Annotated in this window: 11 protein-coding genes and 1 pseudogene; 9 read left to right on the top strand and 3 right to left on the bottom strand. The window is 66.9% G+C overall.

Features of this window, described 5'->3' with window-relative positions:
* Positions 1-85 precede the first annotated feature (85 nt).
* Positions 86-2,479, top strand: coding sequence for a transketolase-like TK C-terminal-containing protein (locus Q8S38_RS08445; protein ID WP_305679980.1), 2,394 nt, complete (start codon positions 86-88; stop codon positions 2,477-2,479).
* Between the two features lie 136 nt (positions 2,480-2,615).
* On the opposite strand, the gene Q8S38_RS08440 is transcribed toward Q8S38_RS08445, so the two are convergent.
* Together Q8S38_RS08440 and Q8S38_RS08435 are read right to left on the bottom strand one after the other, a co-directional pair.
* Positions 2,616-2,921 (bottom strand): hypothetical protein, encoded by a 306-nt coding sequence (locus Q8S38_RS08440; RefSeq protein ID WP_305679979.1) that lies wholly within the window; start codon positions 2,919-2,921, stop codon positions 2,616-2,618.
* Between the two features lie 143 nt (positions 2,922-3,064).
* A complete protein-coding gene (locus Q8S38_RS08435) occupies positions 3,065-4,099 on the bottom strand; it encodes a hypothetical protein (protein WP_305679978.1) in 1,035 nt (344 codons plus the stop codon).
* A gap of 541 nt (positions 4,100-4,640) precedes the next feature.
* Between Q8S38_RS08435 and Q8S38_RS08430 the strand changes: the two genes are divergently transcribed.
* Positions 4,641-5,675 carry an aspartate-semialdehyde dehydrogenase gene (locus Q8S38_RS08430; RefSeq protein WP_305679977.1) on the top strand — a complete coding sequence of 345 codons (1,035 nt, stop codon included), beginning with the start codon at positions 4,641-4,643 and terminating at the stop codon, positions 5,673-5,675.
* A 162-nt stretch (positions 5,676-5,837) separates the two neighbouring features.
* A complete protein-coding gene (locus Q8S38_RS08425) occupies positions 5,838-6,767 on the top strand; it encodes a DMT family transporter (RefSeq protein ID WP_305679976.1) in 930 nt (309 codons plus the stop codon).
* Between the two features lie 6 nt (positions 6,768-6,773).
* Here Q8S38_RS08425 and Q8S38_RS08420 read toward each other — a convergent pair whose 3' ends face one another.
* Positions 6,774-7,439 carry a TetR/AcrR family transcriptional regulator gene (locus tag Q8S38_RS08420; RefSeq protein ID WP_305679975.1) on the bottom strand — a complete coding sequence of 222 codons (666 nt, stop codon included), beginning with the start codon at positions 7,437-7,439 and terminating at the stop codon, positions 6,774-6,776.
* A gap of 143 nt (positions 7,440-7,582) precedes the next feature.
* Between Q8S38_RS08420 and Q8S38_RS08415 the strand changes: the two genes are divergently transcribed.
* The 6 genes and pseudogenes from Q8S38_RS08415 to Q8S38_RS08390 all read left to right on the top strand — a co-directional run.
* Entirely contained in the window at positions 7,583-8,791 is a 1,209-nt protein-coding gene (locus tag Q8S38_RS08415; protein WP_305679974.1) for an HlyD family secretion protein, read from the top strand.
* Positions 8,792-8,949: 158 nt separating this feature from the next.
* The gene (locus Q8S38_RS08410) at positions 8,950-10,536 is read left to right on the top strand and encodes a DHA2 family efflux MFS transporter permease subunit (RefSeq protein WP_305679973.1); all 1,587 of its coding nucleotides are present in this window, start codon (positions 8,950-8,952) and stop codon (positions 10,534-10,536) included.
* A 198-nt stretch (positions 10,537-10,734) separates the two neighbouring features.
* Positions 10,735-11,295 carry an iron response transcriptional regulator IrrA gene (irrA, locus tag Q8S38_RS08405; RefSeq protein ID WP_371125859.1) on the top strand — a complete coding sequence of 187 codons (561 nt, stop codon included), beginning with the start codon at positions 10,735-10,737 and terminating at the stop codon, positions 11,293-11,295.
* Positions 11,295-11,582 (top strand): (2Fe-2S)-binding protein, encoded by a 288-nt coding sequence (locus Q8S38_RS08400; RefSeq protein ID WP_305679972.1) that lies wholly within the window; start codon positions 11,295-11,297, stop codon positions 11,580-11,582. Before irrA ends, Q8S38_RS08400 begins: the two co-directional genes overlap by 1 nt.
* A gap of 99 nt (positions 11,583-11,681) precedes the next feature.
* The gene (gene bfr, locus Q8S38_RS08395; RefSeq protein ID WP_305679971.1) at positions 11,682-12,167 is read left to right on the top strand and encodes a bacterioferritin; all 486 of its coding nucleotides are present in this window, start codon (positions 11,682-11,684) and stop codon (positions 12,165-12,167) included.
* A gap of 96 nt (positions 12,168-12,263) precedes the next feature.
* Positions 12,264-12,373, top strand: a pseudogene (locus Q8S38_RS08390) (VOC family protein); the annotation flags it as partial.

The raw sequence follows: 12,373 nt of genomic DNA, 5'->3' as shown, positions 1-12,373 counted from the left end.
CAGGATGCCTCTGCCGAACCCGCGATTACGGTTCACATCGCGCCGCGCTTCCCGCATGATCGGGCATCTGCTGGAGAGCCGCACCATGTCCGATCCGCGCCTGCCGATTCTCGCCGAACTCGAGAAGAAGATCCTCTGGTTGGCGTCCTGGACGATCCACAACGCCAACCATCTGCGAGAGAGCGCCGACGGGATGAAGGTCGGCGGCCACCAGGCCTCCTCGGCCTCGCTGGCGACGATCATGACCGCGCTCTACATGGCGGCGCTGCGGCCGCAGGACCGGGTGGCGGTGAAGCCGCACGCCTCGCCGATCTTCCACGCGATCAACTATCTGATGGGCCTGCAGACCCGCGAGAAGCTCGAGAACTTCCGCGGTTACAAGGGCGCTCAGAGCTATCCCTCCCGCACCAAGGATATCGACGACGTCGATTTCTCGACCGGCTCGGTCGGCCTGGGCGTGGCGCAGACGCTGTTTTCGTCGCTGACGCAGGATTATGTCCGGGCGCATGGCTGGGGGCTGAAGCGTCCCGAGGGCCGCATGGTCTCGCTGATCGGCGATGCCGAGCTCGACGAGGGCAACATCTTCGAGGCCCTGATGGAGGGCTGGAAGCATGGCCTGCGCAACACCTGGTGGGTGATCGACTACAACCGGCAGTCGCTCGACGCCGTCATCCGCGAGGGGCTCTACGACCGCTTCGAGACGATGTTCCGCAATTTCGGCTGGGATGTCGTGACGCTGAAATACGGCTCGCTGCAGCAGGCGGCCTTCAAGGAGAAGGGCGGCGAGCGGCTTAAAGGCTGGATCGATTCCTGCCCCAACCAGCTCTACTCCGCGCTGACCTTCCAGGGCGGGGCGGCCTGGCGCAAGCGGCTGATGGACGATCTCGGCGATCAGGGCCCGGTGACGAGGCTGATCGAGGCCCGCTCCGACGCCGACCTCTCGAAGCTGATGTGCAATCTCGGCGGGCACGACCTGCCCTCGATCCTGGAGGCGTTCGAGGCGATCGACCACGACCGGCCGGTCTGCTTCCTCGCTTATACCGTCAAGGGCTTCGGCCTGCCGCTGGCGGGGCACAAGGACAACCATGCCGGGCTGATGACCAAGGAGCAGATGGCCGGTTTCCAGAGCGCCAACGGCGTCCGGCCCGGCCATGAGTGGGATCTGTTCGAGGGGCTGTCCCTGCCCGAGAGCGAGATCCGCGCCTTCCTCGACGCCGTGCCTTTCTTCGCGGAAGGGCGCCGGAGGCTGAGCGCACCGGTGCTGCCGGTGCCCGCCAAGCTCGAAGCCGGCATCCAGCCGGTGATGTCGACGCAGATGGGCTTCGGCAAGATCCTCGACGAACTGGCGAAGCTTGGCGGCCCGCTGGCCGACCGCATCGTCACGACCGCTCCCGATGTCACCGTCTCGACCAATCTCGGCCCCTGGGTGAACCGGCGCGGGCTCTTCGCCAAGGCCTCGATGGCCGACACCTTCAAGGACGAGCGCATCCCCTCGATGCAGAAATGGGAGTTCTCGCCCAAGGGCCAGCATGTCGAACTCGGCATCGCCGAGATGAACCTGTTCATCAACCTCTCGGCGCTCGGCCTCTCGCACGCGACCTTCGGCGAGCGGCTGATCCCGATCGGCACGCTCTACGACCCCTTCATCTCGCGCGGGCTCGATGCGCTGAACTATGCCTGCTACCAGGATGCGCGCTTCATGGTGGTGGCGACGCCGTCGGGCGTGACGCTGGCGCCGGAAGGCGGGGCGCATCAGTCGATCGCGACGCCGCTGATCGGCATGAGCCAGGACGGGTTATGCGCCTTCGAGCCGGCCTTCGTCGATGAGTTGGCGGTGATGATGCGCTGGTCCTTCGACTATCTGCAGAAGGATGGCGAGGGCGACCCCGACGAGCGGACCTGGCTGCGCGACGAGACCGGCGGCTCGGTCTACTTACGGCTGTCGACGCTGCAGCTCGAGCAGCCGCAGCGGGCGATGACGCCGGAACTCGAGAGCGAGATCATCGACGGCGCCTATTGGTTGCGGAAGCCGGGGCCCAACGCCTCGGTCGTGATCGCCTATACGGGCGCTGTCGCGGCGGAGGCGATCAAGGCGGTCGGGCTTCTCGGCGAGGACCGGCGCGATGTCGGTCTGCTGGCGATCACCTCGGCCGACCGGCTCAATGCCGGCTGGCAGGCGGCCGAGCGGGCGCGCCAGCGCGGCAATCATCGCGCCACCAGCCATGTCGAGCGGCTGCTCGGCGATCTCTCACGCGATTGCGGGATCGTCTCGGTGATCGATGGTCATCCCGCGACGCTGGCCTGGCTCGGCAGCGTGCATGGCCACCGCCAGAAGGCGCTCGGCGTCGAGCATTTCGGCCAGACCGGGACCGTGGCGGATCTCTACCGCCATTTCGGCATCGACGCGAACGCGATCGTCCATGCCGCGCAGGCGGCGGCGCCCGGTCGCCCGGTGCGGTATCTCAAGGCGCTGCCTTGATGTCATTCCGGGGCAGGCCGAAGGCCTGAACCCGGAACTCATGACCGGGTGAGCCCAATCGACCGGGCTTCTATGGAAGTGTCACCCGGTCATGGGTTCAGGGTTCGGCGCTACGCGCCGCCCCGGAATGACAGCCTCAGAAGCGCGGCGTCGCGAAGGTGTTGGCGAAGGGGTTGACGCCGGCGCCGATGCGGCCGGGCAGGGTGTCTTCGCCATAGAAGCTGCCGAAGCTGGCATAGGCCGGCGAGGCACTTATGTGCTGGCTGGCGTAGCGGTTCATCGAGCCCACCGGCACGACATTGCCCAGGTCGAAATAGCTGCGCTTCTGCACGGTGACGCGTAAGGGGCCGCGGCGGTTCTGCGCCTCGGCGAAGGAAACGAACACGGTCGAAGCCGCGACGGAGAGGGCAAAAACGGCGGCAAGGCGCTTGAGCGAACCCATGGCGACGACATCTCCAGAAACAGCGGCAGTCCGCTTGATGCGAGAACGAGATTCTGTGGTGAACCTAGACTACCGTAGTTAACGATTTTGTCAGTGCCGCTAAAGCCGCAATCGTGTCCCGTCGCGACGACGAGCAACGGCGATCAGCGCTTGGGGTGTGCGCGCGCCGGCGCGACCGTCGCGGTCTTCGTCCGCAGCGCCGGCGCTTGCCCGTCGGCGTCGAGCCAGGACACCTTGCGACCGGTCGCCGAGAGGCGCGGCGGTGCGCAAGCCGGCTGGCGGTTCAGTTCCGTGCGGGCAAAGGCGGTCCGCAAGGCGCGGTCGTCGCCGGCATTGAGCAGATCGATGCGGTCGATCAGGCAGACCAGCTGCTGGCGGTCGGCCGGCTTGGCTGCCCCGCCGCACCACCAGCCGCTGAGCGCCATCGGCAGCGCGCCGGCTTCCATCCGGAAGGCGATGCAGGCGCGGCTGGTCTGGCCGTCGCTCAGTGTCGTGTCGGCAGTCTCGACCGGGCCGAAGCGTGTCGCGATCGCGGCCGGCAGCCCGCTGCGCTGCACCGACAGGGCGCGCGCCGCGGCCTCGCGCACCAGCGCGACGACGAAAGGCCGGGAAAGCTCGTCGGGCTGATGGTCGACGACAAGCTTCAGTACCAGATGCGGCTTGGCGTCGGCGAAGCCGCCGTAACCGAGGATGTCCTCGCGTTGCGAACCGTCAGGGCTGCGGCGCGCTTCGAGAGTGGCGCTGCCGCGGTCAAGTTCGGGCGATTCCAGCCCGAACATCGGAATGGGCTTGGTGATGGCGACCCAGCCTTCTCGGCCGGCGGGTTTCGGGCGCGGCGTCTGGCGAACATCGCGGACCGGCTTGGCCTCCGGTTCGGGCGAGACCGAGAGCGTGGCGATCGTCGCCTCGCTCTCCGAGGACAGGGCTGTGACGAGTGCCGCCGCCAGGCCGATGCCGGTCGCCGCCGCCAGCCCGCGCCAGAGGAGCGCGCTCGTCAGTCGCACGCCGGGCCATCGCAGCAGCGCCGGCAGATGGCGAAGGCCGGAAAGCCCGCGCCAGAGACGGTCGAACACGATCTCGCCGGTGTCGGCAAAGCGGATCAGCGCCGCGGCAAGGTCAAGCCTGGCCAGCCGCGTGCGTATCTGCGCGAGCCAGGCCCGGCCCGGCATCGCGGGCAAGGCAGACGCGATCCGCCGCGCGGCGGCCCATCGTTCTTGCAGCTGCGAAAAGACCTGAACCGACAAGACCCCAAACCCGCATGGCCGTGCCGCTCCCCAGCGACACGGTCGTCCTCACCCGATCGCAGGGTGAAGGGGGGCTGGTCAGCGCGCGGTTACCGCCCGGGGGCATTCGCCGCGCAGCGTGAATCAGGCGTCAACAGGCACGGTTAACGGCCGTCGTCCGCGCTGCGAAACTCAGGGACTGATTGACTTTTGGCCGCCCAAGGTGTTCTCAATGCCGCGCGCCTTGAGGGAAAACACGCTCGCATGGCGCTGCGAAGATTCAGCCTTTTCGGGATTGGCCCTGTGACTGTCCGTCTCACGACGAAACGCACGACCAAACCGGCGACCGGAACCACCGGCACGCCGCGCTGAACTTCGCCTCGGTTCCGGGTCCCTCTCCCCCCGGCGGGGGCATGGTGCCGGACCCGCCCCGCTTACGGGGCGGACGGTGCCGAGGGGGGAGACCAACCGGGTTCATCCTAAAGGAACACACATCATGAGCTTCAAGGTCGCGATCGTCGGCGCCACGGGTAATGTGGGCCGCGAGATGCTGGACATCCTGGCCGAGCGGGCCTTCCCGGTCAGCGAGGTCGTGGCGCTGGCCTCCTCGCGCTCGATCGGGACGGAGGTTTCGTTCGGCGACAGGACGCTGAAGTGCAAGTCGCTCGAGCATTACGACTTCTCCGACACCGATATCTGCCTGATGTCGGCAGGCGGCGAGATCTCGAAGGTTTGGTCGCCCAAGATCGGCCAGCAGGGCTGCGTCGTGATCGACAATTCCTCGGCCTGGCGCATGCATCCCGACGTGCCGCTGATCGTGCCGGAGGTGAACGCGGCGGCGGTGGCCGGCTTCAGCAAGATGAACATCATCGCCAATCCGAACTGCTCGACCGCGCAGCTCGTCGTGGCGCTGAAGCCGCTGCATGACAAGTATGTCGTCAAGCGCGTCGTCGTCTCGACCTACCAGTCGGTCTCCGGCGCCGGCAAGGAGGGCATGGACGAGCTCTTCAACCAGACGCGCGCCGTGTTCTCGGCCGGCGAGGTCGTGACCAAGAAGTTCCCCGCCCGCATCTCCTTCAACCTCATCCCGCAGATCGACGTCTTCATGGAGGACGGCTTCACCAAGGAAGAGTGGAAGATGATGGTCGAGACCAAGAAGATCCTCGACCCGAAGATCAAGCTGACCGCGACCTGCGTGCGCGTGCCGGTGTTCATCGGCCATTCCGAGAGCGTCAACATCGAATGCGAGAAGCCGGTGACCGCCGACGAGGCGCGCGAGGTGCTGCGCGCGGCGCCGGGCATCCTCGTGATCGACAAGCACGAGCCCGGTGGCTACGCCACGCCGCATGAGGCGGCCGGCGAGGACGCGACCTACATCTCCCGCATCCGCGAGGATGCCACCGTCGAGAACGGCTTGGCCTTCTGGTGCGTATCCGACAACCTGCGCAAGGGCGCGGCGCTGAACGCGGTGCAGATCGCCGAGGTGCTGATCAACCGCAAGCTGATCCAGCCGCGGCAGAAGGCGGCCTGAACCGGCCTTCGAACGCGAGCGCGATCATTGAGGCGGGCCCAGCGGCCCGCCTTCGTCATTCTGGGCCGGCCTGTCTGGCTGCATGCGCACTGTTCGTTCTTTGCGTAGCCCATCGCCGGCAAAGCTCTCTAAGGTCGCGGTCCCTGCCGCTGCGATCCTGCCGTGCCGAACGCTCCCCAGACCGAACCCTCGCCACTGGCGGTGCCCGCCGCCCTGCCGCCGCGCCGCGACGCGCCGTTGCGGGGGATCGCCTTCGTGCTGCTGGCGAGCATCTTCCTCACCTCGGCGGACATGGTCTCCAAGCTGCTGACGCAACACATCTCGCCGCTGCAGGTGAGCTGGCTGCGCTACTGCACCTTCACCCTGATCATGCTTGGCATCGTCTGGCGCCGCGGAGGCCTCGCCCGCCTGTCGACGCAGCGTCCGGTGCTGCAGATCCTGCGCGGGATCGGCCTCCTGGCGTCGTCCGTGCTGTTCGTGATGGCGCTGCGCTACATGCCGCTGGCGGATGCGACCGCGACGGGTTTCGTCGCGCCGCTCTTCGTCACGGCGCTGTCGATCCCGATCCTGCGCGAGACGATCGGCTGGCGGCGCTGGACGGCGACGCTGGTCGGCTTCGCCGGCGTGCTGATCGTGGTGCGGCCGGGCGGGGCGGGCTTCCAGATCGCCTCGCTCCTGGCCGTGGCCTCGGCCCTGTCCTGGGCCTTCGCGATGATCATGACGCGGATGATGAGCCGCACCGAGAGCCCGCTGACGACGCTGGCCTATTCGGCGCTGGTCGGCCTGGGCCTGCTCAGCCTCGCCGTGCCCTTCGTCTGGACCCCGGTGACGCCGGTGATCGTCGCCATGGGCGTCTTCATCGGCGTGTCCTCGACGATGGGCCACTGGCTGATCGTGCTGGCCTATCGCCATGGCGATGCCTCGCTGCTGGCGCCCTTCTCTTACATCCAGCTGCTCTGGGCCTCGCTGTTCGGCCTCTTCGTCTTCAGCGTGCTGCCCGACCTCTGGACGCTGGTCGGCGCGGTCATCATCGCGGGCTCGGGCCTCTACACGGCCCATCGCGAGCGCATCAAGGCCCGGGACGCGGGCTGACCCGGCTCAGTCCGGTCGCACGGCGTATCGCGCCAGGAACATCGTCACCGCCGCGTCGACCACATGGGCGATCTCCGCTTCCGTTGGCGGCCGGCGTTCGGCATTGAACAGGCGCGGGCGCAGCAGCGTCGACTGGCAGAGGTCGGCGAACTGGGCGGCGGCCAGCACGGGATCGGCGATCGCGAGTTCGCCCGCTGCGATCCGGCGCTCGAGAAAGGCGGCGAGGCGCTGCCCGCCGAGCAGCGGGCCGCGCTCGTAGAACTCGCGGCCGAGGTCCGGCATGCGCTCGGCGACGCCGAGTACGATCCGGTGCGCGCTGAGCGCGAACGGGTCCGTCAGCAGGCGGACCAGATTGATGCCGAAGCCGGTGAGCGCATGGGCGAGGTCGGGATGCTCCGCGAGGGCCTCGTACATGTGCTGGCGGTGCTTCTCCCGCTCGCGCTCGATCAGCGCGATGAAGAGATGCTCCTTGTCCTCGAAATAGACATAGAGCGTGCCTTTCGAGACGCCGGCGGCCGCGGCGATCTCGTTCATGCTCGCGGCGTCGAAGCCCTGGGCATGGAAGATCGCCTGGGCGCCATCGAGGATCTGGCGGCGCTTCTGCGGATCCATGCCGGCGATCCGCCGGTTACGGGCTGCCGTTCTGGGCCGCTGGTCGGCCGTTTCGTTCATCTCGTCCATCCGTCAGGCGCAGGGCGCACCTGCAAAATCATCGAACCGATTGGTTCGATTCGCTCTTGATATGACGCGTGGCGCGCGCTAGTTCAATAGCAATCGAACCGTCTGGTTCGAATTGTTGATGTCAGGATGATCCCATGGCTGCCGAAATCCTGCCCGAGCCGCGCGGCGAGGTCCGGCGCGACCGCTTCAAGCTCGTCGAACCCGCCGCCGAAACCGACCCCAAGGTCGCCGAATCCAGACGGGCCGGCGAGCCGGCGCCAGAGGCGGAGGCACCTGCGACGTCGAAACCGTCCCCTCGCCGCCGCATGGCACGCCGCGCCGGCCTGCTGATGTTCGGCACGGCCGCGATCGGGGCCGGGCTCTGGTTCGGGGCAGACTGGTGGTTAAACGGCCGCTTCATCGTCTCCACGGACGATGCCTATGTCGGGGCCGAGATGGCGACGATTTCCGCCAAGCTCTCGGCCAATGTCACGAGCGTCAGCGTCAGGCAGAATCAGGAGGTCACGGCCGGGCAGCCGCTGGTCGCGCTCGACGACGGCGACTGGCGGATCGCGCTCGACAGCGCCCGCGCCAAGACCGCCACCGCGATGGCGACGCTCGCGCGCATCGATAGCCAGATCGAGGCCGGGCGCGCCAGCCTGCAGCAGGCCCAGGCGCAGGAGACCTCCGCCCAGGCCGGCGTCACCCGCACGATCGCCGATTTCGAGCGCGCCAACAGCCTCGCGGCCAAGTCCTACGGGTCGCAGGCGACGCTGGACGCCGCGGTTGCCGCCCGCGACCAGGCGAAGGCTTCACTGGGCAGCGCGGTGGCCGGCGTGGCCGCCGCGCAGGCGAATGTCGAGGTTCTGAAGGCGCAGCGGGTCGAGGCGGCTAGGCAGGCGGACGAATTGAAGATCGCCGAGCAGAAGGCGGAGCGCGACCTGAGCTTCACCCGCGTCGCGGCGCCGATCTCGGGGCTCGTCGCCAACACCAATGTCCAGCTCGGCGACCTCGTCAGCGCCGGCAAGCGGCTGATGTCGATCGTGCCGCTGGATCAGGTCTATGTCGACGCCAACTTCAAGGAGACGCAGGTCGGGCCGCTGAAGATCGGCGACAAGGCCTCAATCACCGTCGATGCGCTGCCGGGCCAGGTCTTCGAGGGGCGTGTCAGCGGCATCAGCGGCGGCACCGGCTCGGTCTTCACCCTGCTGCCGCCGGACAATGCGACGGGCAATTTCACCAAGATCGTCCAGCGCGTGCCGGTTCGCATCGCGCTCGCGCCCGAGGCCACGGCGCGCCATGTGCTGCGGCCGGGCATGTCGGTGGTGGTGAAGATCGATCCGCGGCCTGCGAGCGGGCGCTGAACTCAACTCCAACCGCGACGTCGTCCCGGGCGACCGAAGGGAGACCCGGGACCCATTCCTGAGCCTCGCCGGAAGCGCTCCGGCATGGATCCCGGATCGGCGCCGCTGACGCGGCTTGTCCGGGATGACGAGGAGGTTCACGAGAAGGAAAGGCCGCCATGGCCACCGCGACCCTGACCAGCCCGGCCGGCGCAGCACCGGCCGACGACGCCATTCCGATGCGCCGGATCTTCGCCTTCGTGGCGATGGTCTTCGGCATGTTCATGGCGATCCTCGACATCCAGATCGTCTCGGCCTCGCTGGCGGAGATCCAGGCGGGGCTGTCGGCCTCGTCGGACGAGATCGCCTGGGTGCAGACGGCCTATCTGATCGCGGAAGTGATCATGATTCCGCTGTCGGGCTATCTCAGCCGGGCGTTCTCGACACGCGTGTTCTTCTCGGTCGCGGCGGCGGGCTTCACCATCGCCAGCGTGCTGTGCGCGATGTCGTCCTCCATCGGGGAGATGATCCTGTGGCGCGCCGTGCAGGGCTTCATCGGCGGCGGGATGATTCCCGGCGTCTTCGCGGCCGCCTTCACCATTTTCCCGCCCTCCAAGCGTCCCGTGGTCTCGCCGATCATCGGGCTGGTGGCGACGCTGGCGCCGACGATCGGCCCCACCATTGGCGGCTATCTCAGCAGCGCCTTCTCCTGGCACTGGCTGTTTCTCGTCAATGTCGTGCCCGGCATCTGCGTCTCGATCGCGGCCTGGATCCTGATCGACTTCGACCAGCCGCAGAAGGGTCTGCTGAAGCGCTTCGACTGGCTCGGCCTGATCGGCATGGCGGGCTTTCTCGGCAGCCTAGAATATGTGCTTGAGGAAGGCACGCGGCTGGACTGGTTCGAGAGCCACGAGATCGTGTTCTTCTCGGTCGTCATGGTCTTCGGCGCGGTGCTGTTCTTCTGGCGCGCTCTGACGCGGGACGACCCGCTGGTCGATCTCTACGCCTTCACCAACCGCAACTTCGCCTTCGGCTCGCTGTTCTCCTTCTGCATGGGCATCGGCCTCTACGGGCTGACCTATCTCTACCCGGTCTATCTCGGGCGCATCCGGGGCTATGACTCGCTGCAGATCGGCCAGACCATGTTCGTCACCGGCCTGTTCATGTTCCTGACCGCGCCGATCGCCGGCAAGCTCTCGACGAAGATCGATCCGCGCGTGCAGATGATGATCGGCTTTTCCGGGTTTGCGCTGGGCACCTATATCGCGACCGGGATCACGGCGGACTGGGATTTCCACGAGTTGCTGGTCCCGCAGATCCTGCGCGGCGTCTCGCTGATGCTGTGCATGGTGCCGATCAACAACCTGGCGCTCGGCACCCTGCCACCGGCGCAGCTCAAGAACGCCTCGGGCCTCTACAACCTGACCCGCAATCTTGGCGGGGCGGTCGGTCTGGCGCTGATCAACACGATGCTCAACACCCGCACCGACCTGCACATCGCCCGGCTGCATGAGAGCGTCGCGGCCGGTCGGCAGGCGGCGGAGGAGGCGATCGCGCAGATGATGCAGCGCTTCCTCGACTATGGCGCGGCCGCCGAGCCCATGGCGCTCGCGTTGATCAACCAGCGCGCCCACAAGCAGGCGCTGATCATGGCCTTCGGCGACGTCTTCCTTGGGCTGACGGTGATTTTCTGCAGCCTCGTGCTGCTGGCGCTGTTCCTGCGCAAGCCGCCGGCGGCTGCGCCGGGCGCCGGGGGAGGGCATTGAGCGGCCGTGCTGGGCATGACGCTCCGGCGGCGGCGCCGCAGGTCTCTCGCCTGTGCATGAGGGTCGCGACGACGGGATGACGCAGGCCGACGCGATTGACAGCGACCGGCATATGCGACAAATATAATAGCAATATCAGTAGTTTAGATGTTTTCTAAACTACGAGCCGAAAAGCCGGCACAGTAGAAGGCGTCTTCGATGAGCGTTTTGTCCCCGAAGGATCTGGCTCCGCAGCGGGCCATGGTGGACCATATCCCCTGGCCCCAGAAAACCCCTGCGTCCTGCCCGATCAACGCCGTCAAGGCACGCCTGCGGACGGCGGGACTGCGGCCGACGCGGCAGCGCATGGCGCTGGGCTGGCTGCTCTTCGCCAAGGGTGACCGCCATGTCAGCGCCGAGATGCTCTATGAGGAGGCGCTGCGCGCCCGCGAGCCGCTTTCGCTCGCCACCGTCTACAACACGCTGCGCCAGTTCTCCGAGGCTGGGCTGCTGCGCCAGGTCTCGGTCTCCGGCCCGAAGACCTTCTTCGACACCAACGTCTCCGAGCACCATCATTTCTACAATGAGGACGACGAGACGGTCGTCGACATCCCCGGCTCGACGATCCAGGTCGCCGGCCTGCCTGAGGCGCCCGAGGGCATGATGATCTCCTCGGTCGAGGTCATCGTGCGCCTGCGCCACGCCGACGGGCAGGAGATCGAGGCCCGGACCACCGAGCATCGCAGCCTCGAGGGCCGTCTGGCGGCGGGCGGTCACTGATGATCGTCTGCTCCTGCAACGTCCTGTCCTGCCGGCAGATCAAGGGCACCATCGCCCCTGACGGCTCGGGGCCGCGGACGGCGGGAGAGGCCTATGACTGCCTGGGCTGCAGCCCCGATTGCGGGCGCTGCGCCCGCGAGGTCCGCGCCATCCTCGCCGAGGCGCGCGCGGCCTGCATGACGCAATGCGGCTCCTGCGCCGCGCGCGAGATCGAGTGCTCGGTCCACATCGCCGTGGGGCAGATGATGGACGGCGTCGTCGTCGAGAACGACCGCGCCGCCGCCTGAGCGTCGCGGCGCCGGCCTGCCGCCTCAGCTTTTGGGCTTTTCTTCTCCACTGCGCTGTCCTACATTAGCATCATTCTAATGTAACGCGGAGCCATCGCCATGAAGGGTGACAAGAAGGTCATCGAATATCTCAACAGGGGGCTTCGCTCGGAGCTGACCGCCATCAACCAGTACTGGCTGCATTACCGCATGCTGGACAACTGGGGCCTGAAGGAGATGGCCAAGGTCTGGAAGAAGGAATCGATCGAGGAGATGGTCCATGCCGATCGCTTCGTCGACCGGATCCTGTTCCTCGAAGGCTTCCCGAACCTGCAGACGCTGGACGCCCTGCGCATCGGCGAGAACGTCAAGGAGGTCATCGAATGCGACCTCAAGGCGGAAATCGAGGCGCGTGCCCTTTATCAGGAGGCCGCCGGTTACAGCCGCGAGGTCGGCGACTACCCGTCCGAGGAGTTGTTTAAGGCTCTGATGAAGGACGAGGAAGGCCATATCGACTTCCTCGAGAGCCAGCTGCAGCTGCTCAACGCCATCGGCGTCGAAAAGTACGGCCAGCTGAATTCGGAATCCGCCGACAAGGCCGAGTGATGCGGCGGGACGGCGCGGCGGGGTAAGCCCGGTGGGCAAAGTGGTTGACCCCTGTTCCTGATTTGTTCACATTGAACGGATCAGGAGGTAGCCCTCATGCAGTTTCATCTTGGACGACTGATTGATCACGTACACATCAACGTTGCGGACCTCGAGCGGTCCGCGACATTCTATGCGGCGGTACTCGAGGCCCTGGGACAGCCGCC

This window comes from Allobosea sp. (genome assembly GCF_030695125.1).
Classification (GTDB): Bacteria; Pseudomonadota; Alphaproteobacteria; order Rhizobiales; family Beijerinckiaceae; genus Allobosea.
The sequence above is the reverse complement of the archived record's forward strand: the minus strand, read 5'-3'. Positions and strand labels throughout refer to the sequence as shown.